At 75.6% G+C, this 26,121-nt stretch carries 25 protein-coding genes; 12 read left to right on the top strand and 13 right to left on the bottom strand.

Features of this window, described 5'->3' with window-relative positions; translation table 11 throughout:
- Both FVA95_RS02735 and FVA95_RS02730 read left to right on the top strand, forming a co-directional pair.
- Positions 1-170, top strand: a 170-nt coding sequence (locus FVA95_RS02735; protein ID WP_149662779.1) for an integrase core domain-containing protein, incomplete at its 5' end; no start/stop codon positions are given.
- 15 nt (positions 171-185) lie between these two features.
- Complete coding sequence (locus FVA95_RS02730) at positions 186-938, top strand: IclR family transcriptional regulator (RefSeq protein ID WP_205015745.1); 753 nt, start codon at positions 186-188, stop codon at positions 936-938.
- Positions 939-944: 6 nt separating this feature from the next.
- Here the strand turns inward: FVA95_RS02730 and FVA95_RS02725 are convergent, their stop codons facing one another.
- The gene (locus tag FVA95_RS02725; protein WP_149662778.1) at positions 945-1,775 is read right to left on the bottom strand and encodes an alpha/beta fold hydrolase; all 831 of its coding nucleotides are present in this window, start codon (positions 1,773-1,775) and stop codon (positions 945-947) included.
- 70 nt (positions 1,776-1,845) lie between these two features.
- A complete protein-coding gene (locus FVA95_RS02720) occupies positions 1,846-3,072 on the bottom strand; it encodes a CdaR family transcriptional regulator (protein ID WP_149662777.1) in 1,227 nt (408 codons plus the stop codon).
- A gap of 113 nt (positions 3,073-3,185) precedes the next feature.
- On the opposite strand from FVA95_RS02720, the gene FVA95_RS02715 reads away from it, so the two are divergent.
- Positions 3,186-3,965 carry an SDR family NAD(P)-dependent oxidoreductase gene (locus FVA95_RS02715; RefSeq protein WP_149662776.1) on the top strand — a complete coding sequence of 260 codons (780 nt, stop codon included), beginning with the start codon at positions 3,186-3,188 and terminating at the stop codon, positions 3,963-3,965.
- A gap of 9 nt (positions 3,966-3,974) precedes the next feature.
- Here the strand turns inward: FVA95_RS02715 and FVA95_RS02710 are convergent, their stop codons facing one another.
- Positions 3,975-4,607 carry a TetR/AcrR family transcriptional regulator gene (locus tag FVA95_RS02710; RefSeq protein ID WP_083696111.1) on the bottom strand — a complete coding sequence of 211 codons (633 nt, stop codon included), beginning with the start codon at positions 4,605-4,607 and terminating at the stop codon, positions 3,975-3,977.
- Between the two features lie 153 nt (positions 4,608-4,760).
- Between FVA95_RS02710 and FVA95_RS02705 the strand changes: the two genes are divergently transcribed.
- Both FVA95_RS02705 and FVA95_RS02700 read left to right on the top strand, forming a co-directional pair.
- The gene (locus FVA95_RS02705) at positions 4,761-5,555 is read left to right on the top strand and encodes an SDR family NAD(P)-dependent oxidoreductase (RefSeq protein WP_149662775.1); all 795 of its coding nucleotides are present in this window, start codon (positions 4,761-4,763) and stop codon (positions 5,553-5,555) included.
- 304 nt (positions 5,556-5,859) lie between these two features.
- The gene (locus tag FVA95_RS02700; RefSeq protein ID WP_149662774.1) at positions 5,860-6,264 is read left to right on the top strand and encodes an STAS domain-containing protein; all 405 of its coding nucleotides are present in this window, start codon (positions 5,860-5,862) and stop codon (positions 6,262-6,264) included.
- Between the two features lie 53 nt (positions 6,265-6,317).
- On the opposite strand, the gene FVA95_RS33790 is transcribed toward FVA95_RS02700, so the two are convergent.
- The 7 genes from FVA95_RS33790 to FVA95_RS02665 form a co-directional block, all read right to left on the bottom strand.
- Entirely contained in the window at positions 6,318-6,956 is a 639-nt protein-coding gene (locus FVA95_RS33790; RefSeq protein WP_149662773.1) for a C40 family peptidase, read from the bottom strand.
- 176 nt (positions 6,957-7,132) lie between these two features.
- The gene (locus FVA95_RS02690) at positions 7,133-7,900 is read right to left on the bottom strand and encodes a hypothetical protein (RefSeq protein ID WP_193564279.1); all 768 of its coding nucleotides are present in this window, start codon (positions 7,898-7,900) and stop codon (positions 7,133-7,135) included.
- A gap of 124 nt (positions 7,901-8,024) precedes the next feature.
- Positions 8,025-9,527: an APC family permease gene (locus FVA95_RS02685; RefSeq protein ID WP_226359693.1), complete on the bottom strand. Its 1,503-nt coding sequence runs from the start codon at positions 9,525-9,527 to the stop codon at positions 8,025-8,027.
- A gap of 224 nt (positions 9,528-9,751) precedes the next feature.
- A complete protein-coding gene (locus FVA95_RS02680; protein ID WP_145981382.1) occupies positions 9,752-10,198 on the bottom strand; it encodes a hypothetical protein in 447 nt (148 codons plus the stop codon).
- A 100-nt stretch (positions 10,199-10,298) separates the two neighbouring features.
- Positions 10,299-13,187 carry an FAD-binding and (Fe-S)-binding domain-containing protein gene (locus tag FVA95_RS02675; RefSeq protein ID WP_240051222.1) on the bottom strand — a complete coding sequence of 963 codons (2,889 nt, stop codon included), beginning with the start codon at positions 13,185-13,187 and terminating at the stop codon, positions 10,299-10,301.
- Positions 13,188-13,240: 53 nt separating this feature from the next.
- The gene (locus FVA95_RS02670) at positions 13,241-14,047 is read right to left on the bottom strand and encodes an enoyl-CoA hydratase/isomerase family protein (protein ID WP_149662770.1); all 807 of its coding nucleotides are present in this window, start codon (positions 14,045-14,047) and stop codon (positions 13,241-13,243) included.
- Between the two features lie 133 nt (positions 14,048-14,180).
- Complete coding sequence (locus FVA95_RS02665; RefSeq protein ID WP_149662769.1) at positions 14,181-15,011, bottom strand: tetratricopeptide repeat protein; 831 nt, start codon at positions 15,009-15,011, stop codon at positions 14,181-14,183.
- A gap of 291 nt (positions 15,012-15,302) precedes the next feature.
- On the opposite strand from FVA95_RS02665, the gene FVA95_RS02660 reads away from it, so the two are divergent.
- On the top strand, positions 15,303-16,862 hold the full coding sequence (locus FVA95_RS02660) for a hypothetical protein (protein WP_149662768.1): 1,560 nt from the start codon (positions 15,303-15,305) through the stop codon (positions 16,860-16,862).
- A 38-nt stretch (positions 16,863-16,900) separates the two neighbouring features.
- On the opposite strand, the gene FVA95_RS02655 is transcribed toward FVA95_RS02660, so the two are convergent.
- Positions 16,901-17,383: a DinB family protein gene (locus tag FVA95_RS02655; RefSeq protein WP_149662767.1), complete on the bottom strand. Its 483-nt coding sequence runs from the start codon at positions 17,381-17,383 to the stop codon at positions 16,901-16,903.
- Positions 17,384-17,470: 87 nt separating this feature from the next.
- Here FVA95_RS02655 and FVA95_RS02650 point away from each other — a divergent pair, with 87 nt between their 5' ends.
- Genes FVA95_RS02650 through FVA95_RS02640 form a run of 3 tightly spaced genes read left to right on the top strand, consistent with a single transcriptional unit; the run spans position 17,471 to position 20,894 of the window.
- The gene (locus FVA95_RS02650; protein WP_149662766.1) at positions 17,471-18,916 is read left to right on the top strand and encodes a heparan-alpha-glucosaminide N-acetyltransferase domain-containing protein; all 1,446 of its coding nucleotides are present in this window, start codon (positions 17,471-17,473) and stop codon (positions 18,914-18,916) included.
- Positions 18,913-20,220 carry a sensor histidine kinase gene (locus FVA95_RS02645; protein WP_149662765.1) on the top strand — a complete coding sequence of 436 codons (1,308 nt, stop codon included), beginning with the start codon at positions 18,913-18,915 and terminating at the stop codon, positions 20,218-20,220. The genes FVA95_RS02650 and FVA95_RS02645 overlap by 4 nt, the downstream gene beginning before the upstream one ends.
- Entirely contained in the window at positions 20,217-20,894 is a 678-nt protein-coding gene (locus FVA95_RS02640; protein ID WP_233147492.1) for a response regulator transcription factor, read from the top strand. Before FVA95_RS02645 ends, FVA95_RS02640 begins: the two co-directional genes overlap by 4 nt.
- A gap of 15 nt (positions 20,895-20,909) precedes the next feature.
- On the opposite strand, the gene FVA95_RS30680 is transcribed toward FVA95_RS02640, so the two are convergent.
- A complete protein-coding gene (locus FVA95_RS30680) occupies positions 20,910-21,395 on the bottom strand; it encodes a cupin domain-containing protein (RefSeq protein WP_161992168.1) in 486 nt (161 codons plus the stop codon).
- Between the two features lie 156 nt (positions 21,396-21,551).
- Here FVA95_RS30680 and FVA95_RS30675 point away from each other — a divergent pair, with 156 nt between their 5' ends.
- From FVA95_RS30675 to FVA95_RS02625, 3 genes are all read left to right on the top strand, one after another.
- Positions 21,552-21,890, top strand: a complete 339-nt coding sequence (locus FVA95_RS30675) for a hypothetical protein (RefSeq protein ID WP_161992167.1) — start codon at positions 21,552-21,554, stop codon at positions 21,888-21,890.
- A gap of 82 nt (positions 21,891-21,972) precedes the next feature.
- The gene (locus FVA95_RS02630; protein ID WP_020626884.1) at positions 21,973-22,620 is read left to right on the top strand and encodes a thioredoxin domain-containing protein; all 648 of its coding nucleotides are present in this window, start codon (positions 21,973-21,975) and stop codon (positions 22,618-22,620) included.
- Complete coding sequence (locus tag FVA95_RS02625) at positions 22,617-23,270, top strand: vitamin K epoxide reductase family protein (RefSeq protein ID WP_149662763.1); 654 nt, start codon at positions 22,617-22,619, stop codon at positions 23,268-23,270. Before FVA95_RS02630 ends, FVA95_RS02625 begins: the two co-directional genes overlap by 4 nt.
- Before the next feature lie 55 nt (positions 23,271-23,325).
- On the opposite strand, the gene mgtA is transcribed toward FVA95_RS02625, so the two are convergent.
- Positions 23,326-26,052 carry a magnesium-translocating P-type ATPase gene (gene mgtA / locus FVA95_RS02620; RefSeq protein WP_240051221.1) on the bottom strand — a complete coding sequence of 909 codons (2,727 nt, stop codon included), beginning with the start codon at positions 26,050-26,052 and terminating at the stop codon, positions 23,326-23,328.
- Between the last annotated feature and the right edge of the window lie 69 nt (positions 26,053-26,121).

The raw sequence follows: 26,121 nt of genomic DNA, 5'->3' as shown, positions 1-26,121 counted from the left end.
GGACCCTGGCCGACGGCTGGGCCTACGCCCGACTCTATGAGTCGACCCGCCAACGCAACGACGCCCTACCCGGCTGGCTGCACTTCTACAATCACCACCGCGCTCACTCCGCCATCGGCGGCCAGCCACCAGTCACCAGGCTGACCAACCTCCCTGGACATCACACCTAGGTGCACACTCCACCCGTGGTCGCGGGCGAACCGGTGCTGGCCCGGGCGGTGCGGATCCTGTCGGTGTTCGAGCCGGGGCGGCCCGAGCTGGGTGTCGCCGAGATCGCCCGGGCATCGGGGCTGCACGTCGCCACCGCGTCGCGGCTGGTCGGGCAGCTGGTCGAGCTGGGCCTGCTCACGCGGACCGGCTCCGGTCGGCTGCGGATCGGAATGCGGCTGTGGGAGCTGGGGCAGCGGGCGTCGCCGACGCTGACCCTGCGGGCCGCCGCGCTGCCGTTCCTCGGGGACCTGCACGCCGTCGTCGGGCACCACGTGCAGCTGGGCGTCCTCGACGGCGACGAGGTCATCTTCCTCGAACGCCTCTCCGCCCCCGGGGCCGTCGTCAACCTGACCCGGATCGCCGGGCGGCTGCCGCTGCACGTCTCGTCGTCCGGTCTGGTCCTGCTCGCCCACGCGCCGCCCGACCAGCAGGAACGCGTCCTCGCGGCACCCCTGGAACGACGGACGTCCGCCACGGTGACCGACCCGGCCCGGTTGCGGGTCCTGCTCGCCCGCGTCCGGCGTGACGGCCACGTCGTCACCGAGGGGCACGTGCACCCCGACGCGACCGGCGTCGCGGTCCCGGTGCGGGGCCGGGACGGGGCCGTCGTCGCCGCGCTGTCGACGGTGCAGCCGCGCGACGGCCGGGCCCGGACCCTCGTCCCGGCCCTGCGCGCCGCGGCCCACGGCATCGCCCGGGCGCACGCCGGGGGAGACCCCGCGCCGTGAGGGCGTTCAGCCCAGGAAGTCCTCGACCACCGCGTCGAACGCGGCGGGGTTCTCCAGGAACACGAAGTGCGAGTTCGCCTCGTCGGTGCCGAACACGTGCAGCCGCGCACCCGGGACGCGCTCGGCGATCCAGCGCTGTGACTCCGGGCTCACGTGGCTGCCCTCGCAGCCGACGACCAGCGTCGGGACGTCGATCCGGGGAAGCACATCGCGCCAGTCCTGGGCGCAGTGGTCGAACAGCAGCGGCACCCCGGCGTGGGCGGGGGTGTGGGTGATCTCCTGGGCGACCAGGGACCACACGTCCTCGGCGGGGGTGCCGGAGAACATCGAGCGGACGAACGCCTCCCGCACCTTCGGGCCCTCCGGCCCGGCGAGGTTCGCGGCCAGGTCGAGCAGGCCGCCGACGTCGAAGATCGCCCCCGACCCGGCCTGCTCGTCCACCGACATCCACGGCACCGCCGCGACCGCCGCCGGCTGGTCGACCAGCGCCAGCCTGCGGATCCGGCCGGTCCCGTGGGTGTCGATGTGGCTCCACAGCACCGAGGCGCCCATCGACCAGCCGAGCAGGTCGGCGCGGTCGAGCCCGAGGTGGTCGAGCAGCTCGACGAGATCCTGTGCGAGCCGCGCGATGCGGTAGCCGTGGTGGGGCTTGTCGGAGACGCCGTGTCCGCGCTGGTCGTAGGTGATCACGCGCCGGCGGGAGCCGAGTCCGGTGAGCTGGTGGGTGAACATCGCCTGGGTCTGTCCCCAGCCGTGCAGCATCACCAGCGGGACGCCGTCGCCGCCGGAGTCGCGGAAGTCGAGCGTCACGCCGTCGGCGGTGGTGAAGGTGGCCATCGGTCCTCCTCGGGTCCGCGGAGAGTCTGGGTCGCTGTGGCTCCGGTCACCACCTCCGTTGGACGAGTGATCAGGCCGTTCCGTGCTCCGACTGTCGAAGGTGGGCCCGGGCCCCGATGACGTCGAGCGCGGTGAGCCCCAGGTGCAGCGCCAGCCGGGTCGCGCCGTCGGAGACGTCCAGGCCGGTGAGCCGGGCGACCCGGTCGAGCCGGTAGTAGAGCGAGGTCCGGTGGATGTGCAGCCGGGCGGCCGCGGCCGGGCCGTTGCCCGCCTCGTCGAGGTAGGCGCGGACGGTCGCGACCAGCCGCCCGTCGGGGTCGGCGGCGCGGAGCCGGTGCACCTCGGCCGGGAGGGTCTCCTCGGTCAGGTGGTCCGGCGGGACCGCGAGCAGCGGGCCGAGCGCCCCGAGCTCCGACCACCGGGCCACCGGGGGCCGCAGGCCCAGCTCCGCGGCCGCACAGGCGGTCCGCGCCTGCGCGACCGACCCGGTGAGCAGCTCCGGCGCGGCGACCGAGCCGCCGATCCCGGCGACGCAGCGGAACCGGCCGTGGGCCAGCTCCGCGACCCGGTCGACGACCCGGTGCACCCGCCCGGGAAGGTCCTCGGCGCCCGCCGCCGGGGGGTCGGCGAGCAGCACCGCGGTGCTGCCGGTGACCGCGGTGAGCCACCCGCACGGGTCGTCGGGGCGGCGCCCGGACAGGGCCGTCCGCAGGGCGATCCGGGCGTGCTCCCCGTCCTCACCGGCCCCGGGGACCGCGACGACGGCGGCGACCGCGCCCGGCCGTGGGGCCCGGCCCGTCGCGGCGAGCGCGGCGGCGGCCCGGGACCGGGCCGCCGGGTCGTCGCCGACGAGGTCGAGCACCCGGCGGTCGTCCTCGTGGGCCGCGTCGGCGGTGCGCGCCAGGTCCAGCAGCGGCAACGCGAGCCGGTCGGCGACCTCGGTGATCCGCCCGAGCTCGCCGGTGGTGAGCGAGCCGTCGGCGTCCATCACCATGAGCAGCGCCAGCAGCCTGCCCTCCCAGCGCACCGGGACACAGACCCGGGCGTGCATGCCCAGCTCCTCGCTGGCCGGGATGATCCCGGCGCGGGTCCAGGTCAGGACCCCCTGGGACAGCACGTAGCCGCGGATCCGCGGCTCGGCACCGCGGTTGAGCACCGCCGCGACGCGGGTCTCGTCGGCGTCGCCGTAGTGCGCGCTGGCGTAGAGGACCTGCACGGCGGGGTCGTCGATGACGACCGACCTGGACAGCTCGTCGGCGAGCCGGTCGATCAGCGTCGTCGCCGCGTCGCCGAGCACGCCACGATCCTACAGACGGAGCACTCGGCGGCCGTGGTGCTCGTCCGCGGTCGGTGTCCGCGCTCCCCGCCGCGGGCGCAGGGTGGCGGGGACGGCGACGCGAGGAGGGTCCGGTGCGGGAGCTGGAGGGCCGGGTGGCCGTGGTGTTCGGTGCGGGGTCCGCGGGGCGGGGGCTGAGCAACGGCGAGGCGGCGGCGCTGGCCTACGCCGACGCCGGCGCGGTGGTCGCCGCGGTCGACCGCGACGCCGGGGAGGCGGCCCGGGTGGCCGCGGCGATCACCGGCGCGGGTGGCGCGGCGCTGGCCGTGACCGCCGACGTCATCGACGAGGGCGACGTCGCCCGCGCCGTCGCCCGGATCGTGGACACCCTCGGGGTGCCGCACGTGCTGCACAACAACGTCGGCGCCGTGGTGCCCGGCGAGGTCACCGGGATTGACCTCGCCGACTGGAACCGGGGGCTCGCGATCAACCTGACCAGCGCCTACCTGACCTGCCGGCACACGCTGCCGCACCTGCGCGCCGCCGGCCGCGGGGCGATCGTGAACGTGTCGTCGCTGGCCGCCATCCGCGACACCGGCTACGTCTACCCGGTCTACAGCGCGGCGAAGGCCGGCCTGGACCAGCTCACGGTGTCACTGGCGCTGACGTATGCACGCGAGGGGATCCGCGCCAACGCGGTCCTGCCCGGGCTGATCGACACCCCGATGGTGCGCGAGCAGGTCGTCGACGCCCCCGATGCGTTGGCCGCCCGGCACGAGGCCAGCCCGACCGGCCGCATGGGGTCGCCACACGATGTCGCGCAGGCCGCGGTGTTCCTCGCCTCCGACCGCGCCGCCTACGTCAACGGCGTCTGCCTGCCCGTGGACGGCGGGCTGTCCGCGCGGTCCCGGTGAGATCCGGGATCAGGCCCCGGCGCCCGCGCCGACCGGCACCGGGCGCAGGGTCAGCGGCAGCAGGTCGCGGACCTCGGTGCGCAGGGTGTCCAGCGCGTGCGGGTCGTCGCCGGTGAGGAACCCCAGCAGGGCCTGCTGGAACACGCCGTCGACCATCCCGTAGGCGGCGTGCGGGCTGAGCGCGACCGTCGTGCCGGCGAGCTCGGCGTACCGGGTGACGACCCGCCACACCATGTCCTCCAGGGTGCGGTCGATCTGCCCGACGGCCTCACGCAGGTTCGGCTCGAACATGCTCTGGGCGCGCAGGTCGTACCAGAGTCGGTGCATCGGGGCCTCGTCGACGATCGTCTGGCACAGGGTGTCCGCGAACGCGGTGACCAGGCCGTCGGCGGTCGTCGCGTCGGCGACGGCGCCGTCGTAGCGGGTCACGCACACCGCCTTGTACTGCCGCACGCAGTAGACGATCAGCTCCAGCTTGTCGGCGAAGTAGTAGTGCACGACGCCGTGGCTGTACGGGGAGTTCTGGGCGATCTCGCGCAGCGACGCCCGGGCGTAGCCGAGCTCGCCGAGGGTCTGCAGGGCAGAGTCCGCCAGCGCGCGACGGCGCGCGTCGTGCTTGTCGACCGGGTTCGCCCGTGCCACGCGGCCCCCTCCCGTCGTTTGCCAGGGGCCACTGTAACCGACCGTCGCGCCTCCGACGCCGGTGTTCTGGACGCCTGACCGACGATATCTTGACAACTGGTCAGAGATGTCGGCAGTGTGTGGTTCACATCACCGATCGACAGTGGAGTCGCCGTGACGCAGATCGACCTGACCGGACGCACCGTGCTCGTGACCGGGGGCGCACAGGGACTGGGCGAGGGGATGGCCCGCGCGCTGGCCGACTCCGGTGGCCGGGTCGTCGTCGCCGACCTGCAGGACGAGGCGGGCGGCACGCTCGCGAAGTCCCTCGGCGAGCAGCACGGGTTCGTGCACCTGGACGTCACCGACGACGCCTCCTGGACCAGCGCCGTCGCCGAGACGGTGGAGCGGTTCGGCGGTCTCGACGTCGTCGTCAACAACGCGGGCGTCGAGGTCACCCAGCTGCTCGCCGACACCGAGCCCGACGACGTCCGCCGGATGCTCGAGGTCAACCTGCTCGGCACGATGCTCGGCATCAAGCACGCCTTCCGCACCATGCGCCCGGGTGGCGCGGCCGGCCGCGGCGGAGCCGTGATCAACGTGGCCTCGGTGGCCGCGACCATCGCGTTCCCCGCCATCGGCGGCTACTCCGCGACCAAGTCCGGCGTCGACCGGCTCACCCGGGTCGCGGCGATGGAGTCGGGCAAGCTCGGCTACGGGGTGCGGGTCAACTGCGTGTACCCCGGGCTCATCCCGACCGCGATGGGGCAGAAGCTCGCGGTCGAGACCGCCGGGCTCGGGCTGTTCGAGAGCCCGGAGGCCGCGGTCGGCGCGGTGGTCGAGCTGACCCCGTCGGGTCGGCTCGGCGAGGTCGCCGACATCGCCGACGTGGTCGCGTTCCTGGCCTCCGACGCCGCCCGGTTCGTCAACGGTGCCGGCCTGCCGGTCGACGGCGGCATGGGCATGTGACCCGCCGGGGTCCTCGCCGCCCGGGAGCGCCGGTCCCGGGCGGCGAGGACCCCGCGGAGTGCAGCGGAGCGCCGGTCCGGCGGAGGAGCGGACCGCGCCCTGGACACCCGGTGTCGACGACGGCTACGGTGACGGTCCGGGCTCGTCGATCCGACGACCGGATCTGCTCGATGCCTCTCACGGGCGACACCCTCTTGGGGGCCGTCGCCGTTCGGCCGTCCGGTACAGCTCCGTGCTCCGACGGCACCACGGGTCGACCGTCCTCGTAGTGGGGAACCGACCCCACCTCCCCCCTGGCGGACACATGACCGCGCCCACGCCATCCCGTCGTCTCCTCGCCGTCCCGGCGCCCGACACCGTCACCACCGACCCGCAGGTCCACGTCGGACGCGGCGTTGCCGCGACCGTCGTCATCGGCGTGTCCGGCGAGATCGACCTCGCGACCGGCCCCTCGGTCGAGGCGCGGGTGCTCGCCGCGGTCGACTCCGCGCCCGGTGGCCGGGTCGTCCTGGACCTGAACGCGGTGGGGTTCCTCGGGCTGCGTGGTGTGGCGATGCTGCGTGCGGCCGCGGACCGCGCCCGGGCCACGGGCGCCTCCCTGGTGGTGGTGCTGGACCCGGCCGCGCCGGCGGCACGCGCGCTGCGGCTGGTCCCGGGCCCCGGTCTCACCGTGGTCGCGGTCGACGTGCCGGTCGCCGACGCGTCCTGACCCCGGCGCGTGGGCGGCAGCGTCGTCGTCCCGCGGGCCGCGGGGTCAGCGGGTCAGCGGGGCAGCGGTGGCGCGGCGGGCGCGTCGAACCAGGGCTCGTCCGGGATCGACGGGTCCGGGGTCTCGCGCACCGCCGGGTCTGGGACGCCGTCGGTGGCCTGCGCCGGGCGGGTCGCGCCGAGGTAGTCGTCACCGCGCCACCGGTACCAGGAGGTCTGCACCGGCATCCCGAACGTCGGCGCGCTCACCATCCGGTCCTGCCCGACGAACAGACCGACGTGGTGGACCTTGTCGACGGTGCCGTAGAAGACCAGGTCACCCGGGCGCAGCGCGTCCCCGGCGGGCACCTGCGGGCCGCGGCGGTACTGGGCGTGCGCGGTCCGCGGCAGGACGACGCCGGCCTTGCCGTAGGCGAAGGCGGTCAGCCCGGAGCAGTCGAATCCGTGGTCGCCGTTCTCCGGCCCGTTGCCACCCCAGACGAACGGCAGCCCCACCTGGCGCAGGGCGACCTCGACCGCGGTGGCCGCCCGCTGCTCGGGCGTCCCCGGCGGCCCGGCCGCGGCGACACCGCCGGTGACGAGCAGCAGGACCACGGTGACGAGCGTCGTCGCGAACGGGGACCGCAGCGGCACGGTGTTCCTCCCGGTCGGTTCCTCCCGGTCGCCCGCGGTCGGCGGGTGCGACGCGGTCACCGGGCGGTGACCTGCGCCGAACCTAGGGACGGACCGGGGTGACCGGTAGCGGAAGCGATCGAGCGGGTGAACGGGACGACCCGGTCGGCGCCGTCACGGGATGCGCCGCCACGGGATGCGCCGCCACGGGATGCGCCGTCACGGGATGCGCGCTCGGGTGTGGCCGGAGGGACGGGTCAGCCGCCGAGGCCGGGGATGCCCGGCATCTGCGGGAGCACCGGCGTCGAGGCGAACAGGTCGAGGTACATCCCGCCGGAGACCAGCAGGCCCAGGACACCGAGCACGAGGCCGCCGAGTGCGACCGGCCGGACCCAGGCGCCCGCGGCGGGCCGGGCGGCCGGGCCGAGGACCAGGACGAGCCCGACGAGCACCGCGACCAGCGCGACGACGCCGTTGACCAGGGCGGCGACGTCCCAGGGCGCGCCGTAGAAGGACTCGATGGTGTCGCCGGGGCCGCCGGTCGCGGCCTGGATCTGCCCGACGAGCGACTCGCGCTCGCGCAGCATGTCGCCGACCGAGGTGCCGGTGAGCGAGGCGAGGCCGAGCCCCGCGGCGACGACGGCGCCGGCTCCGGCGAGTCCACCACCGGAGGTCGTCGTCGAGGTCGTCCCGGAGGTCGTCCCGGAGGTCGGAGTGGTCGTCGCGGTGTCGGCCGGGGTGCCGGACCCGGTCGGCGCGGGCGTCGCCGCGGTGGACGAGTCGCCCGTGGCCGCGCCGGTGTCGGCCGGGTCGGTCGCCTCCGGGCTCCCGGCGGCGGTCGTCGCGCTCTCGGCCGGGGTCGCGGGGGTGTCGGTGGCGGGGGAGTCGGCTCCGGTGCCATCGGTCGTCTCGGTCGTGCCGGTCGTGGTCGCCCGGTCCGTCGCGACGGAGCCGGACGCGTCGTCGGTCCCCGGGGTACCGGTCGCCGTGCCGCTGTCCGTGGACCTGCTCGTGTCGGAAGCCATGGGCCGCACCGTACGCGAGGTCATGATCGTCGTGGTGGCCCCCCACCTGGGCGGATGCGTCGCCGGTCCGTTCCGTCGGGACCATCACCGGATGGGGGCGGTGACCGGTCGCTCCCCGTGTGGTCTAGGAACCGCCGTAGGGCGGCTCACCGGTCTCCGGGACGAGCACCGGGGTGTTCTCGTCGAGGGTCTCGCCGCGGAAGAACGGCCGCAGCCGCACCGCGCAGGCCAGCATCAGCGGCACACCGAGCGCGATCATGCCGACGCCGATCACGAACACCCCGCCGACCGGGCCGAAGGAGGTCTCGCCGTAGCCGGGGTCGAGCATGTCGATCGAGCTCTGCACGAACGCCCACACCATGACCACCCCGCCGAGCAGCGGCAGCAGGCCGCGCATCAGCAGGTCGCGCGGTGAGCGCAGCAGGGTGCGCCGGAAGTACCAGACGCAGGCGAAGGCGGTGATGCCGTAGTAGAACGCCACGGCCAGGCCGAGCGAGGCGACGGTGTCGAGCAGCGCGTCCGAGCTGACCAGGCCCAGCACGAGGTAGAAGACCACCGCGGACAGTCCCATGACGACGGTGGCGAACCCGGGCGTCGCGTAGCGGGGGTGGACGCTGCCGAAGCGGGGCGGGACCGCCCCGTAGACGGCCATCGCCAGCGCGCCGCGCGCGGTGGGCAGGATCGTCGTCTGGGTCGACGACGCCGCCGACACCGCGACGGTCAGCAGCAGCACCGCGGTGAGGGCCGTGCCGCCCATCGGCGCGCCGAGCAGGGTGAGCACGTCCTCGGAGTGCTCCGGGTTCGCCAGGCCGATCCCGGTCGCGCCGAACCCGGCGTAGGACTGCAGCGCGACGGCGACGACGACGTAGATCGCCAGGAGGATCACCGTGGCCAGCAGCGCGGCCCGGCCCGGGGTGCTCGTCGAGCCGCGGGTCTCCTCGCCCACGGCCAGGCAGGCGTCCCAGCCCCAGTAGACGAAGATGCACAGGATCAGTGCCTGCGCCGCGGCCGAGCCGGAGATCCCGGTCGGGTCGAACCAGCTCCAGCTGGGCAGCACGGCCTGCGGGCCGGCGTCGCCGGAGTACACCAGCCACAGCGCACCGGCGGCCAGCACGGCGAGCACCACGATCTGGAAGACGATCAGCGCGTTCTGGAACCGCTCGGACAGCACGATCCCGCGGTGGCTGATCCAGGTCATGACCAGGATGAACAGCACCCCGACACCGACCTTGACCAGGGTGTTCTCCGCAGCGGCGTCGAACCCGAGCGCGCGCAGGGTGTAGACGGCGGCGATCTCGGCGACGTTGGCCAGCACGATGATCGCCGACACCGCGACGCCCCAGCCGCCCATCCAGCCGACCCACGGCCCGAAGGCCTTGGTGCCCCAGGTGAACGTGGTCCCGCAGTCGGGGACCGCGCGGTTCAGCTCGCGGTAGGCGACGGCGACGAACAGCATCGGCACGAACGCGACGAGGAACATCGCGGGCGCCTTCTCGCCGACGGCGAGGACGACGTAGCCGAGCGTCGCGGCGAGGCTGTAGGCAGGCGCGGTGGCGCCGAGCCCGATGACGGTGTTGCCCCACAGGCCCAGCGCTCCGGTCCGGAGCCCCTTCGGGCCGGCCTCCACGAGGGGAGGCGGTGCGGCGGCGGTCAACCGCCGATCTCGGCGGTGAGGATGGTGGGCACGGTCGTTCCCCGTCTCGTCTGCTCCCGCCCGGGTCGGCGGCGGCACACAGGATGCGGCACTGGCGCACCCGAACGGAAACGCCGGTGTCGTGTCTCACGCCCCGGCCCGGCCACCGGACCGGTCACCGGGTGGGCCGGCGGATCAGCCGGCCGATCCGCCGGGGTTCAGCACTGCCGGTGCGGCGTGCCCCGGACGCTGAACCAGTAGGCGCCGGCCTCGGCGCCGGAGATCTCGGTGCGGACCTCGGCGGTGGCCGGGCGGCCGAAGCGGCGCCGGATCGCCTTGCGGGCCGTCTTCTCGATGCGGGCGGCGAGCCGCTCCGGCTCGGAGTGCCCGGCCATGGTCAGCACGGCGACGAAGGCGTACCGGGCCGGTCCGCGACGCGGCCAGGGCCCGGTGCCGTCGGCCAGGGACAGCTCGACGGTCATCGGACGCTTGCGGTGCGTGTGCAGGGCACGGGTCAGCTCGGCCTCCACGACGTCCGCCTCGACACCCGCGGGCGCCTCGATGCGGACGATCGCCATGACGGCGCTCGCCGCGGACCCACCTGTCACCACGGTCACGGTCATGTGCTCCTTCCGGGTGCGCACCGCCCCCACGAAGGCGCGCATCACGGACATTCATGCCCTGTCCACCCGGTCATAAACAAGGACTTGACCGAAAAAGGTGCGTCAGGATCACGAGAACTGCTCATGGCGCCACCCGAACGGATCAGTGCGGTGTCGTCCCCGTCACTGCCGGACGTGAGGCGCGGGTCAGGCGTTCGAGCACCTCCAGGACGTGCTCGTAGTCGCGGCCGGTGGCCCGGCTCATGCCGATCTCGCAGGTGCGGTTGCAGGAGGCGTGGGCGTCGGCGTCGACCCCGGCGAGCTCCCACGCCTGCCCGGCGGTGGCCGCCGCGGTCAGCTCCGGGTGCAGCATCCCGCGGTCCCCGGCGAAGCCGCAGCAGCTCCACGAGTCGGGGACGACGACGTCGTCGGCGACGGCTGCGGCCAGGCGCCGCAGCGAGTCGAGCAGGCCGAGCTGGGTGGCCGAGCAGGTCGGGTGCAGGACGAGCCGGGTCAGCCGGGCGGGCACGGTGAGCGCGGGCAGGATCCGTTCGGCGGTGAACGCGACGGCATCGAGGACCCGCAGGCCGCGGTAGCGTTCCGGCCCGGACGCGACCATCACCCGCAGGCCCTCGGTGCACGACGACGCGTCGGACACCACCGGTACCGCCCCACCGCGGCTCGTCGTCCACAGCGCGGGTAGGACCCGCTCGGCCATCGCGGCGAACCCGTCGTGCAGCCCCTTGGACTTCCACGGCGTGCCGCAGCACAGGGACCCCAGGCCGGCGGGTGCGCTCGCCCGCAGCCCCGCCCGTCCGCAGAGCCGGGAGAACGCCTCGCCCGCTCCGGGGCCCGCCGAGCCGAACATGGCACCGGTGCAGGAGGAGAACAGGACGAGGTCGGCGTCGGTGGACACCAGACCGCCGGGGACCCGGCGCCCGCCGCCGCGGGGCAGGTCGGGGCTCCACTGCGGCACCTGTTCGGGGTCGGCGACCCGGCGCAGCGCCGCGGAGGCGGGCCCGGCGCCGGGCACGGTCTTGGCGACCGTGAGGGCCAGGCCGGCGGCCCGGGTGGTGGCGCCCCAGTGCTCGGCGGCGAGGGTCCAGCCCGCGCCGGCGGGGCCGTGGTCGCGTTCGCCGCGTAGCCGTCGCACCAGGTCACCGGTGTTGATCAGGACGGGGCAGGCGGTGCCGCACATGCCGTCGACGGCGCAGGTGTCGACGCCGTCGTAGGCGTAGTCGGCCTCCAGCTCGGCGAGCAGGGCGTCGTCGCCCGCGGCCCGGGCGGCGGCCATCTCGCGGCGCAGCACGATCCGCTGCCGCGGGGTGGTGGTCAGGTCGCGGCTGGGACAGACCGGCTCGCAGAACCCGCACTCCACGCAGCGGTCCACCTCGGACTCGACGGCCGGGGCGGTCTTGAGGCCGGCCAGGTGCGCGGTGGGGTCGTCGTCGAGGACGACGCCGGGGGAGAGGATCCGCTGCGGGTCGCACAGCCGCTTGATCTCCTGCATGACCTCGTAGAGCTCGTCACCGTACTGGCGGCGGACGAACGGCGACATCATGCGGCCGGTGCCGTGCTCGGCCTTGAGCGTCCCGCCGTGGGCGAGCACGAGGTCGACCATGTCGTCGGTGAACCGGCCGAAGCGGTCCCGGCCGCCCGCCGTGCCCGAGTCGTCGAGGGTCTCGGTCAGCATGAAGTGGACGTTGCCGTCCTTGGCGTGCCCGAAGATCACGGCGTGGTCGTAGTCGTGCTTCGCGAACAGCGCGATCAGGCCCTCGCAGGTCGCGAGCAGGTCCGGGACGGGTACGGCGACGTCCTCCAGCAGCGCCGCGGTGCCCGGCGGGCGGGCGCCCGCGACCTTGGCGTAGAGCGCCTTGCGCAGCTTCCACAGCCCGGCCTTCGCGACCGGGTCCGCGGACAGCTCCCGCGGGCCCCGCAGCGGCAGCCCGGAGATCAGCGCGGAGGCGTCCCCGGCGAGCTGGGTGACCTCGTCGGCGGTGTGCCCGCGGTACTCCACGAGGAACGCGGCGTGCGCCTCGACGGTCAGTGCCCGCAGCCGCGGGTCGGCATCGGTGTCGCCCTGTCCGACCCGCAGCGACGTCGCGTCCAGCAGCTCGATCGTCGCGGCGCCGGAGTCCACCAGGCCGGGCAGGGCCCGGTTGGCGGCGGCGAGGTCGTCGAACACCAGCAGCCCGGTGCGGGTGTGGGCGAGCACCGGCACGGTGCGCATGGTGATCGAGGCGAGGAACGCCAGCGTCCCCTCGGAGCCGACGAGCAGCCGGGCCAGGACCTGCACCGGGTCGTGGTGGTCGAGGAAGGAGTTCAGGCCGTAGCCCATGGTGTTCTTCAGCGCGAACTGGCGCTCGATCTCGGTGCGCAGCGCCGTGTCGCCGCGGAGCCGGTCGCGCAGCCGGGCCAGGCCCGCCCACAGCCGCGGCTCGCGGGCGCGCAGCTCGTCGTCGGCGCCGGGTGCGCCGGTGTCCAGGGTGGTGCCCGACGGCAGGACGAGCTCGACCGAGTCGAGCAGCGCGTAGCTGTTCGCGGCGGTGCCGCAGGCCATCCCGGACGAGTTGTTCGCGACGACCCCGCCCAGGGTGCAGGCGACCTCGCTGGCCGGGTCCGGGCCGAGCATCCGGCCGTACCGGGCGAGCCGGGTGTTGACCGAGCGCACCGTCGCGCCGGGCCCGACGCGCACCCGCTCGCCGCCGTCCAGGATCTCGACGTCGCGGAAGTGCCGTCGGACGTCGACCAGGATCCCGTCGGTGACGCCCTGCCCGGACAGGCTCGTCCCGCCCGAGCGGAACGTCACCGGCACCCCGCCCGCCGCGCGGAACAGCGCGGCGACCTCGGCAGCGCTCGACACCGTCACGACCGCGGCCGGGGTACGGGCGAAGTGCGACGCGTCGTGGGCCATCCGGAGCCGGTCGATCGCCCGGGTGGCGACGGCGGCCGGCCGGACCGCGGCGGCGAGCCGGTCGTGCAGGGCGAGCAGGGCCGGGCGGCCTGCCGGGTCGGTGGGCGATGTCTCCGCGGGCGATCCGGTGAGGGTCACGGTGGTGCTCCTGGCGTGTGGTGGGACGCGCGTGCACCCACCCTGCACCAGGCTCAGCCCCGTGCCGAGGGGAAGTCGGGGGGACGCTTCTCGCGCAGCGCGGCGGCGCCCTCCACCACGTCGGGGCCCATGAAGGTCAACATCGCGTAGGCGGCGGACTGCTCGAAGGCCGGTCCCGCGCTGCGCAGCCACGAGTTCAACGCCCGCTTGGTGAGCCGGATGGCCTGCTGGGAGCCGGTGCCCAGGGCGTGCGCGACCCGCAGCGCCTCGTCGAGGACCTGGTCGCGCGGCACCGCCTTCGCGACCATCCCCAACCGCTCGGCCTCGGCGCCGGTGACCATCTCGCCGGTCAGCAGGTAGTAGCGGGCCTTCGCCATCCCGGCCAGCAGCGGCCAGATGATCGCGGCGTGGTCCCCGGCGGCGACGCCGAGCTTCACGTGGCCGTCGCCCAGCTTCGCGTCCTCGGCGGCGATCGCGATGTCGGCGAGCAGCGCGACGACCACCCCGGCGCCGACGGCGACGCCGTTGATCGCCGACACGACCGGCTTCTCGCAGTCGATGATGTTCCAGACCAGGTCGGACATCTCCCGGAGCATGTGGGAGACGCGTTCGTGGTCGCCGGCCATCCGCTCGACCATGCCGAGGTCCCCGCCCGCGGAGAACGCCTTCCCGGCCCCGGTGATCACCGCGACCCGGGTGGCGGCGTCGGCGGACACGTCCCGCCAGACCCGCGCGAGCTCGCCGTGCAGGACCTCGTCGGCGGCGTTGTACTTCGCCGGGTTGTCGATGGTGATGAGCAGGACGCCGTCGTCGCGGCGCTCGAACCGCAGCTGGGTGTAGGTGCTCGGGTCGAGGGTCATGGGGGTCCTCCGGGGGCTGCGGGCAGAGCGTGTCGAGGAGTCGAGGAGTCGAGGGCGTGCGCGACCCCGGCCACGACGACGTCGCGCGCCCCGTGGTCATTCTGCACCGGCGGGCCCGAGCCCGTCGGGCCGGTCAGCGCACGACGCGCAGCGGACCGGAGGGCCGGTCGAAGAAGGTCGGGAGAGTGTCCTCGCGCGGGTCGGGGGTCCGGGGGAGGACCTCGGTCGGGGGCTCGGCGTCCTCGGGCGGACGGCGCATCCGGGGGAGGACGCCGGTCGGCGGCTCGGGCTCCCCGATCGGTTCCGCAGCGCGCTCCGCGGCGTCGGCGGCGCGGCAGTCGGCGAGCAGCTCCCGCACGTCGTCGGTCACCGCATGCCCGTCGCCGAGTGCGCGCTCGGCGACCTCGAGCGTCGCGGCGAGCAGCCCGGCCGCCCCGCGCAGGTCGCCGGTGTCGGCACGCGCGATCGCCACCGCGGCCCGGGAGGCGATCGTGCAGGGATGGTTCTCGCCGAGCACCCGTGTCCGCCGGGTGATCACGTCCTCGTGCCGGCGGACCGCCTCCTCGGCGTCGCCGGTCTCCCGGTGGGCCGCGGCCACGGCGTCGGCGGCCGCGAGTGACGCCGGATGGTCCGGGCCCAGCAGCGCCTCGCGGGCGGCGAGGTTGTGGGTGGCGAGCTCCAGCCCGCCGGTGCGGTCGTAGCCGAGCAGCAGCGCGACGGCGAGGGTCCCCTCGGCGACGAGCGTGTCGGGGTCGTCCGGACCCAGGTCGCGACGGGCGGCGGTGAGGACCTGCTGGACGCGACGGGTGGCGTCCAGCAGTCCGGGCATGTCGCCTCGACGTCCCGCGGTGCGCACGTCGGTCGCGGCGCGGTCGTGACGGGCGCGCAGGTCCTCGCGCAGGGGGGCGGTCGTCGTCGACCGTCCGGCACTGCGGTGCAGGACGGTCACCCTCCGCTCGATCATGGACAACCCGACCCCCTCCGTACTCCGCGAACGAGCCGTGATCACTCGAACAGCCCACCCGTTAGTTACGGAACGTACCCATCATCGGAAGTAACGCGCACCTCGGAGGGGTGTCCGATAATGAGACCCTCTCGTTTGTCACGTTGTGTGACAGCGAGCGCGCGGACCGTCCGGGGGGTCACTCGGCCGTGCGGTCGGCGCCCCCGAACGGGTGCACGGCCGTCGCGGCACCTGGAGCGCGGTGTCCGGGGGCTCGACAATCGTGGCCACGCCATGCGGAGAGGGGACCTCGTGTCGAGGCAGGGGGACGCCGACCACACCGATGGTGAGGTCGCGGACGACGCAGGGGCGGTGCGGCGTCCAGACACCGGCGCCGACCCCGTCGCCGGTGACCGAGTGGACCGGCCGGTGCGCCGGCCCTTCCGCCCGCCGCCTCCACGACCCCCGCTGCGGCCGACGTCGCCCTTCCTGGGAGTGGCGCCGCTCGTCGGCCCGTCTGTGGACGAGCCCGGTCCTCCGGGCATCGAGGCGTTCGGGGCCGGCGTGACGCGGCCCCGTGCGGTGCCGGAGGCCGCCGCACCGTCCTCCGACGACTCCGCGACCGCGGATCCGGTGCTCACCGCCGAGGTGCCCCCCGCGGCGGGCGCTGCGCCGGATCGGGAGAGCACCGCAGAGCCGGGCCCGGCCTCCGCTGCGCCCGCCTCCGTCGAAGCGACCTCTGCTGCGTCGACCTCTGCTGGTGCGACGGCCGCTGTGTCGACGGCCGCTGTGTCGACGGCGGCCGCGGGACCGGGATCCACGGCGCCCGCCGCCGCTGCGCCGGGCACCGCCGGGTCGGGCACCGCCGGGCCGAGCGTGCCCGGAACGCCGCCCGTCCCACCGCCCGACGGCGCCCGCTCGCTGCCACCGCCGACCGGCCCGCACCCGACCCTGCCCGGTGTCCCCGCGGTCGGGCCGCGCGCGACGCCCCGGCTCACGGCAGCGGTGCTGGTCGGGTCCCTGCTGGCGGCCGCCGGTGCGGCCGCGGGCGCGGTCGCGCTGGTGTCGGAGCAGAGCGACGGCGCAGGCTGGCCCGGCGCGACCGACCCGACGGCGGTGACCCGCCCGGACGGGGTGACCGCGGGTCTCCCCGGGGGGCCGGGACCCCTGGTCCCGATGCCCGGGGTCTCCTCCGGTGACGGGGCGCCTGACCGGGCCGCCTCGCCGGAGCGGTACCGGGCCGACCCGGATCCCGACCGCGCGTCCCGCCCGGACCCGGCCGCGGGCCCGGACGAGCGGCGGGCCGGTCCCGCGACACAGCTCCCGGCATCGAGCGCGGCACAGCGCCCGGCACCGAGCCCGGCACCGGGCGGCGGCCGCGCACCGGCGGCGCCCTCCGCTCCGCCGGTTCCGGGCGGACCGGCGGCGGGTGGCCGGGTGGCACCGGCTGCCCCGGCTCCGAGCGCCCCCGCCGGGGGGACGACCCCGGGGGCACCCGGCACCCCACCCGGCGGCACGAGCCCGGCCGGACCCGGCACGCCTGGCGCCGGCACGGGACAGCCCTCCGGCACCGGAACCGCACCGGCCCCCGCGCCCCCGGCGGGAGCCGGGCCCGCGTCGGGCCCGGGATCCGGAGCAGGGACGGGATCCGGCACGGGCACCGGGAACGGGGCGCCGGACGTGACCGGCACCGGATCCGGCGGTGGCACCGGCCGCCCGTCGACCGGACACCCGCCGGCGGGCGGCCCCGCAGGTGGCGGTGCCGCGGGTGGCGGTGCCGCGGGTGGCGGGGCTGCGGGTGGCGGGGCTGCGGGCGGCGGGGCTGCGGGCGGTGGCGCCGCACCGACGGCCCCGGCCGGCCCCGGGGCCTGACCCTCCCGGGACCGACGGACGTGGCGGCGACGGGCGACTCAGCCCGCCGCCAGGATCTGCTCCCGCAGGATGTCGGCGTGCCCGCAGTGGTGGGCCAGCTCCCGCAGGACCTGCAGCAGCAGCCAGCGGACCGTGATCGGGTACCCGCGTCCGGTCACGGTGTCGTCGAGCGCCAGCCCGGCCACGGCGTCCCGGGAACGCTCGCACACCCGCAGGTAGTGGTCCCGGACCGAGCCGATGGTCTCGTCGTCACGGGCCAGGAACGACTCCTCCACGGTCTCGGGGATGCCGAGCTCCGCGCGCGTCGCGCCGTGGACCCCGATGCCGAACCACACCGTCTCCATGAACGCGGCGTGCCGGACCAGCCCCAGCAGCGTCGTCGCCGACGGGACCAGCCGCCGTCGCGCCTGCTCCTCGGTCAGTCCGTCGAGAAGGCCGGCGATCAGCGTCCGGTACTCCTCGACGAACGCCGTCAGCTGGGTCCGCTCGTCGCCGACCATCACCGCGAAGGGATCGCTCATGGGAGCGACCGTACGACCGTGGTCGGACGGCGCAGATCGTTCCCCGCTCCGACGCGCCCGGCCGGCCCGGGCCCGCACCGTTGCAGCATGACCACGACAGACCGGATCCCCGGCCCACCGCAGGTGCCACCCGCCCGACCGGACAGCGGGTCGTGGCCGCGCGGCCGGCACCGTCCCGGACGGGCCCGGGTGGCCGGCCTCGACGCCGCCCGCGGTCTCGCGGTCCTCGGCATGATCGTCGCGCACGTCGCCGTCGCCGCGGGGTCGACCTGGCTGGTGCAGGCGGTCACCGGGCGCGCCGCGGTGCTGTTCGCGGTGCTCGGCGGGGTGTCGCTGACCCTGATGGCCGCGCCCGTCCTCGCCGCGCCGACCGCGCGGAACCGGGCGTGGCTGCGCCGCCGGATCGCGGTGCGGGGACTGCTGCTGGTGGTCCTCGGGCTGCTCCTGGCCGAGATCAGCAGTGGACCGATGGTCATCCTCGTCGTCTACGGGGTGCTGTTCTGGCTGCTCCTGCCGGTGCTGTTCGCGCCGGCCCGGGCGCTCGCGGTCGCCGCCGCGGTCTGGGCCGTCGCCGGGCCGCTGCTGTCCTGGGTGCTGCGTGCCAGGTTCGGGTCCACCCCCGACGCCGACGGCCGGACGGTGCTCGGCGCGACCGTGCAGCTGTCCGATCTCACCTCGCCCGCCGGCCTGCTGCACGCGCTCGACACGGTGCTGCTCAGCGGCGCCTACCCCGTCCTGACCTGGATGCCGTTCCTGCTGCTCGGGATGGCGCTCGGCCGGCTCGACCTGCGCACCGCGGGCACGCGGCTGGTCGCCGGCGGGGCCGCCGGCGCGGTGCTCGGTTACGCCGGGTCCTGGCTGGCGCTGGACGTCCTGGGTGGCCGCGACGCGCTCCTGGCGTCGGTCGCGCCCGTCGCCGACCGGCTCGGCGTCCCGGCCGAGCTCGCGTTGCAGCTGCTCGGCGGCACCGCCCTGGGCACGGTCGCCACCACCACACCCGCCTGGCTGCTCGCCGCGTCCCCGCACAGCGGCAGCCCGTTCGACGTCGTCGGGGCGGCCGGGGTCGCCGTCGCGGTGCTCGGCCTGTGCCTGCTCGCCGCGCGGTACGGGGGACGGCTGCTCGCTCCGCTCACCGCGACCGGCGCGCTCGCGCTGACCCTGTACGCCGGGCACATCGCGCTGCTCGCCGCACTCGGCGGGTGGCCGCAGGACGCGCCGTGGGCGGCGACGGCGCTGGTCGCGGGCCTGGCGGTGGCCGCAGCGTGGACCTGGCGCCGGCTCGTCGGGCGCGGTCCGCTGGAGGCACTGGTGCACGGCGTCTCCGTCCGCGCCGCCGGGTCTCCGCCCACGGTCGGAGACCGGGGATCGGACCCCGCTCCGATGTCCCGCGCGGCCGCCCCGCGCGAGGCTGGAGACATGGACAGCACGACGGCGGGCCGGGCGGCCGACACGATCGGGTATCGGCGATCATCGACCACGGGGCCGGCGTGGTCGGCGCGACAGGCCGGTCCCGGCCGGGAGGAGACGCGATGAGCACCGCGACACGGCTGCGGGACGTCGTGCGTCGGCTGCCCGCGCTGCGCTCGTCGCCGTCGGAGGCCCCGACCCTCGTCGAACGTGCGGTGGCGCTCGGCCGGCGCAACCCCGTCGTCGTCGACGCCGTGCTGGCCGCCCTGCTCATCTGGGTCGCGGTCAGCTGGACACTGGAGGGCAAGGGCGTCCGCTCGGACATGCGGATCGAGGCGCTGGTCGTCTCCGTGCTGGCGTCGCTGCCCGTCCCGCTGCGCCGGGTGTACCCGATGCCGGCCGCGATCGCGACCGCGGTCGTCGCGCTGGTCTGTTCCTTCGGGCTGCCCGGCACGACGGCCGCGTTCCTGCTGCCGTCGCTGGTCATGGGGTACTCGGCCGTGGCCTACGGGCCCCGCTGGGCGGGCTGGCTGGCCCTGGTCGTGCTCATGGTGGGGGTGTTCGGACCGTTCGTGGCCCGCGGTCCGGCGGCCCTGTTCGCCTCCCCGGACATGACGCCGCTGGTGCTGCTGGCCCTGATCGGGGCGATGGCGACGGTCCCGCTGCTGGTGTGGCTGCTCGGGTCGCTGCGCCGCGCCGCCCACCGTCGCACCCTCGACCTGCGCGAACGCAACCGGCTGCTGGAGGAGAGCCGCCGCCAGGAGGTCCGCCTCGAGCTGCTGGCCGAGCGGTCGCGGATCTCCCGCGAGGTGCACGACGTCGTCGCCCACTCGCTGTCCGGGATCATCGCCCAGGCCGACGGCGGCCAGTTCGCCGCACAGCGCGACCCGGCGAAGGCCGTCGAGGTGCTCGCCGGCATCGCGACGACCGGCCGTTCCGCGCTGTCCGACGTCCGCGGTCTGTTGTCGATGCTGCGCGACACCGGCCCGGACGACGGCACCGAGACCGACCCCGCGCGTCCGCAGCCCGGCGTCGGCGACGTCCCCGCACTCGTCGAGCAGGTCCGGACCGGCGGGCTGCCGGTCGACCTGCGGACCGTCGGCACCCCGCGGGAGCTCCCGACCGGCCCCGGCCTGACCGTCTACCGGATCGTGCAGGAGTCGCTGACCAACGTCATCAAGCACGCGGGGACCGGCGTGCCCACCCACGTCGAGCTGCGGTGGACCACCGACGAGCTGACCGTGCGCGTCCACGACGAGGGCGCCCGCGGCCCCGTCCCCACCCCGCCGCGCGGCGGGCACGGCCTGACCGGCATGCGGGAGCGCGCCGCCCTGCACGGCGGCTCGGTCGAGGCCGGGCCGCGCGCCGACGGCGGCTGGACGGTCCGGCTGCGCCTGCCCCTCACACCCCTGGCCCGAGGAGAACGGTGAACCCCGTACGACTGATGCTCGTCGACGACCAGGAGCTGGTCCGCACCGGCTTCGCGATGGTGCTCGATTCCTGCGACGACCTCGCCGTCGTCGCCCAGGCCGGCGACGGCGAGGCCGCACTCGCCGAGCTGGACCGCACCGAGGTCGACGTCGTGCTGATGGACGTGCGGATGCCCCGCCTCGACGGCATCGCCGCCACCCGCCGGGTCGTCGCCGAGCACCCCGGGGTGCGGGTCCTGGTGCTGACCACCTTCGACCTCGACGAGTCCGTGACCGAGGCCATCGCCGCCGGTGCCAGCGGCTTCCTGCTCAAGGACGTGTCCCCGCAGGACCTCATCGAAGCCGTCCGCACCGTGCACCGCGGCGACTCGGTCGTCGACCCGGTCTCCACCCGGCGGCTGCTGCGCGCCACCCGGCCGCTGCTCACCGCGCCCGAGCCGGCCGCGGCGGAGCCGTCGGTGGACGCCGTCGCCGCGCTCGCCGAGCTGACCCCGCGGGAGCGGGAGGTGCTCGTCCTCGTCGGCAACGGCCGGTCGAACGCCGAGATCCGGGCCGACCTCGTCGTCTCCGAGGCGACGGTGAAGACCCACATCGGGCACCTGCTCGCCAAGACGCAGTCGCGTGACCGCGTCCAGCTCGTCGCACTGGCGTTCCGGGCGGGTCTGGTCAGCTGAGCCCGGCCGCCCCGCTCAGAAGCCCGGGTGGTCGCGCAGGTTGACCTGGTCGCAGGTCAGTGCGAACGCGTCGACCTCCTCCGGCGACGGCGGTGTCGCCCGTGCCGCGAACTCCGCGAGCCCCCGGAAGTAGCGTTCCCGCGGCGCGCCGGGCACGAACAGGATGAGGAACCGCGCGTCGCTGTCGGGGCCGGTGCGGAACGCGTGCACGCCCCGGTGCGGGACGTGCACCAGGTCACCCGGCCCGGCCTCGGTCCAGGTCTCGTCGGTCATGATCCGCAGCGCGCCGTCGAGGACGTAGAAGCTCTCGGTGAACCCGGTGTGCAGGTGCGGCAGCGCGCCGGGCGAGTCCGCCGGGATCCACGACTCGAACAGGCCGAACCCGCCACCGACCTCCGTGCCGGGGGCGGCGAACCGGGTCCACGAGCCGGTCGGGGAGGTCACGGCGCGCTCGGTGGTCGCGGCGGGGCGCCACACCGCGCCGGGCTCGGGAAAGCTCACGCACCGAACGTAGCGGACCGGTGACCGGGCGTCCCGGCGCTGTGGCCGGTCACCGCCCGCGCGGGGCCGTGGGGGAGCGCCGGGGCGGCGAGCGCCCCTCGGTATCGTCACCGACGCTGCCGGAGGTGTCCGGCCGTGGCCGGAGCGGAGAGGTGGGTGAGGCACGTGCGCGTCCTCGCCCCGCTGACGTTGCTGGTCCTGGCCCTGGTGCTCTGCGCGGGACCCGCCGTCGCCACCGCCTCGGGCGGCCACGGCGCCGCGCCGGCGGTCGTCGTCGGCTCGGACTGCTCGCAGCACCCGCTCACGCTGCTGCACCCGGGGGACTGCGAGCAGGCCCCCCGCCGCGACGACGACGTGCCGGCCCCCACGCTGGTCCCGGTCGCCGTCGTCTCCGTCCTGCCCTCCGGGCACACGGGCGTCGCGCCACCCACCGCACCGGAACGGACCCTGTGCGCGCCGTCGCCGGTGGAGCACCTCTGCGTGGACCGCAACTGAGGCGTGCGGTCACCCCGCCACCGCGTCCCCGCACCCGTTCCGACCCGGCCACCGTGCCGGGCCCCGTGGAGGAAGACTCCCGATGACCCGCAACGTGAAGATCTCCCTGGCCGCCCTCGGCGCGTTCGCGCTGATCGTGGCCGCCCTGCTGTTCGCGACGCGTCCCGACACCCCAGAGACCGGCGCCGCCGCCGGCACGCCCGACAGCCTCGTCACCGCCGACGCCGCCCGCCTCAACGACGCCCCGAACGCCTCGGCCACCCTGGTCGAGTTCGCCGACTTCCAGTGCCCCGCCTGCGGCCAGGTCCAGCCGATCATGGACCAGCTGGTGGCGCAGTACGGCGACCGCGTGCAGTTCGTGTTCCGCAACTTCCCGCTGCCGATGCACCAGAACGCCGAGGCGGCGGCACTCGCCGGTGAGGCCGCCCGCGCCCAGGGCGCGTTCCACCCGATGTACGAGCGCCTGTTCCAGACCCAGCGCGACTGGTCCGAGTCCCCGGACGCGGCGACGGTGTTCCGCGGCTACGCCCAGGACCTCGGCCTCGACCTGAACGCCTACGACGCCGCGATCGCCGACCCGGCGACCGCCGCGAAGATCCAGGCCGACAAGGACGCCGGGACCGCCGCGGGCGTCGAGGGCACCCCGACGATCTTCGTCAACGGCGAGAAGGTGCAGCTCCGCTCGGTGCAGGACATCACCGACGCCCTCGACGCCGCGGTGAACCGATGAGCGTCCCGGCGGCGCCCTCCGCGGCACGGACCGAGGAGTTCTCCCGCGTCCCCACCGACACCCCGGCCGTGCCGGGGCCGGTGCCGCGGTTCCTGCCGTGGCTGCTCGTCGTCGGCGGCGTGCTGGGGCTGGTCTCGGCGTTCACACTGACCGTCGAGCGCATCGAACTGCTGATGGACCCGAGCTACACGCCGTCGTGCAGCATCAACCCGGTGCTGTCCTGCGGGTCGGTCATGACGACCCCGCAGGCGGCGTTCTTCGGGTTCCCGAACCCGCTGCTCGGGATCGGGGCGTTCGCGGTCGTGGTGACGACGGGTGTGGCCCTGCTGGCCGGGGCCCGCTTCCCGCGCTGGTGGTGGGTGGGGCTGACCGTCGGGTCCGCGCTCGGCGTCGTGTTCGTGCACTACCTGATCGTCCAGAGCCTGTACCGGATCGGCGCGCTCTGCCCGTACTGCATGGTCGTGTGGGTCGTGACGATCCCGATCTTCTGGTACTCGCTGCTCGCGACCCTGGACGCCCTCGGCGGCGGCGCGCGTGCGCTGCACGCCCGGATCGCCGGCTACCACGCGGTGCCGGTCGTGCTGTGGTTCCTGGTGATCGCGGGGCTGATCCTGCAGCGCTTCTGGACCTACTGGTCCTCGCTGCTCTGAGTTGTTCCGAACCGGTCCGCGGGGCCGGGGACGCACGTCCCCGGCCCCGCGACGGTCAGCGCTCCCGGCGGGGGTCCGCGGCGTCGATCCCCAGCACGTGACGCAGGTACAGCGGCCGGATCGCGGCCACGCAGGCCAGGAACGGCAGCACGACGGCCGCCAGCAGCGGCCACACCGCGGGCGGCGGCGCCGCCATCCCGAACAGGGGGGCGAGCGGGGTGTAGGGCACCGCGAGCCCGGCGAGCACGACGGCGCACACCGTCGCCACCACCGGCCGCGACGCGCGTCCCGCCCTGGTGCGCAGCAGGAGCAGCACCAGGACCTGGGACAGCATGCCCTCGGAGAACCCGACGGCCTGGAACACCGCCTGCTCCTGCGGGGTGTCCAGGCCCAGGAAGCGCCACACCGCCCAGAACGTGACCAGGTCGAACGCCGAGGCCAGCGGCCCCAGGACCGCCATGAACCACAGCATCCCGCGGGTGTCCCAGCGCCGGGGCCGCGCCGTCCACCCCGGCTCCACCCGGTCGAACGACAGCGAGAGCGCGGCCACGCCGAACAGCACGCCCTGCAGCAGCAGCTGCGCGGGCAGCAGCGGCAGGAACGGCAGCACCGCGGAGGCGACCAGCACCGACAGCGTGTTGCCGACGTTCAGCGCGGCGGTCACGGTCAGGTAGCGGGTGGCGCGGCCCAGGGTCCGCCTGCCCTCCTCGACCGCGGAGACGACCACGTCGGGGCTGCGGTCGGTCAGCACGATGTCCGCCGCCGCCCGCGCGGCGGGCACCGCCCCGTCGACGCCGATCCCGACGTCGGCGATCCGCAGCGCGCCGACGTCGTTGAGGCCGTCGCCGAGGAACCCGACGGTGTGCCCGCGGGCCTGCAGCGCGGCGACGACCCGCTCCTTCTGCAGCGGTCCGAGCCGGGTGAACAGGGTGGTGCGCTCCGCCGCGCGGGCCAGCGCGACCTCGCCCAGCGCGTCGAGCGCGGCCCCGTCGAGGACCCCGGTGACGGCGATCCCGGCCCGCGCGCACACCTGCTCGGCGACCGCGGTGTCGTCGCCGGTCAGGACCTTCACCGCGACGCCCTGCTCGGCGAAGCGCTCCACCGCACGGGCCGCGGACTCCCGCACCGGGTCGACCATCCCGACGAAGCCCAGCAGCAGCAGGTCGCGCTCGGGATCGTCGTCGTCACCGGCGCCCAGCGGGCGCAGCAGGGGCGTCCGGCGGGTGGCGACGGCGACGACCCGCAGCCCGGTCGCGCGGTGCCCGGCCACCGCGTCGGCGGCCGCGACCCGCAGCGACGCGGTCAGCTCGACCGGTTCGCCCGCGCGCGCGACCCGGGTGCAGCGGGGGAGCACGGTGTCCGGGTCACCGCGCACGATCACCAGCTCACCGGGGTCGTGCGCGTCGCGCAGCACCACCGCGCAGCGGCGACGGGCGTGGTCGAACGGCAGCTCCTCGACCCGGGTGAGCAGGCCGTGGGCCAGCAGCGCCGACCCGTCCCGGTCGGCGGCGGCCATGGCGTCGTCGAGGCCGTCGCGCGGGGTGGTCTGGAAACGCACCGCGACCGCCGCCGCGTCCGCCGGGGCGGGGTCGGGACGACCGTCGACGTCGACGGAGTGGGTGAACACCACCCGGTCCTCGGTGAGCGTGCCGGTCTTGTCCAGACAGGCGATGTCGATCGACCCGAGGTCGTGGATGGCCTCCGGACGGGTCACCAGCACCCCGGACTCGCGCAGCCGGGTGGTGCCGCGCAGCAGCGTGGTCCCGACGATCAGCGGCAGCAGCTCGGGGGCCAGCCCCACCGTGACGACGACGGCGAACAACAGCGCCTGCCGCACGTCGCCGGACACCTCGACGTTCACCAGCAGCACCAGTGGCGCCGCGAGCAGCATGCAGCGCACCAGCGCCCGGCGCACCGACCGCAGGCCCCGGTCCACCTCCGACTCCGGCCGGGGACGGCGGCCGCGCCCGGCGAGCTCCGCGGTGTGGGTGTGCGCGCCGGTGGCCAGCACGACCGCCGTCGCGGTGCCGCGCACCACCGTGCTCCCGGCGAACAGCAGCGCCGGGTGCGCGGTGACCGGCCCGTCGTCGGACCCGGCCCGCGACGGCCGTCGCCGCGGCCCCCGTGACGACGGCGCCCGTGACGACGGCGGAGCCTTCGCCACCGGCAGCAGCTCCCCGGACAGCGACGACTGGTCGACCAGCAGGTCCCGGGCGCGCAGCAGCCGCGCGTCGGCCGGGACGGGGTCGCCCGCGCCGAGCAGCACGACGTCGCCGGGCACCAGGTCCTCCGGCGGCACCTCGCTGTCCCGCGGTGTCGTCCCGGGGGCAGGGCGGCGGCGGACCGTCACCGTGGTCGCGGCGTGCGCCCGCAGCTCCCGCGAGAGCCGGTCGCTGCGGACGGCGTGCCACAGGCGCAGCCCGACGCCGAGCGCGGCGACGACGAGCACCAGTGTCGCGCTGCCGGGGCTGCCGGCGACGGCGAGCAGCACCCCGAGCACCGTCATCAGGCCGGAGAACGGGCCGGCGAGCGCGCGGCGGGCACGGGCGGCCGCGCCCGTGCGCCGGACGGCGTCGGTGGCGTTGTCGCCGTGCACGTGCAGCCGCAGCGCGGCGGTGTCCTCACAGAGTCCGCGGCGCGAGGACTCCAGGCCCCGGAACAGCGCGAACGCGTCGGCGTCCGCCCAGTGCCGCAGTGCGGGCTCGCCGGGCGTGGCGGGTGGACCGGCGGATGCGGGTGGCGGCCGTGCCGCGGCACCGTCGCGTCCGATCGTCCGGTCCAACGGTGCTCCTCCGGTCCCCGGCACCGCGTCCGGTGCCGCCCGGTACGGTAACAGTTGCGTAAGTGACGC

The organism is Pseudonocardia sp. EV170527-09 (genome assembly GCF_008369905.1).
In the GTDB taxonomy this organism is placed as follows: domain Bacteria; phylum Actinomycetota; class Actinomycetes; order Mycobacteriales; family Pseudonocardiaceae; genus Pseudonocardia.
The sequence above is the reverse complement of the archived record's forward strand: the minus strand, read 5'-3'. Positions and strand labels throughout refer to the sequence as shown.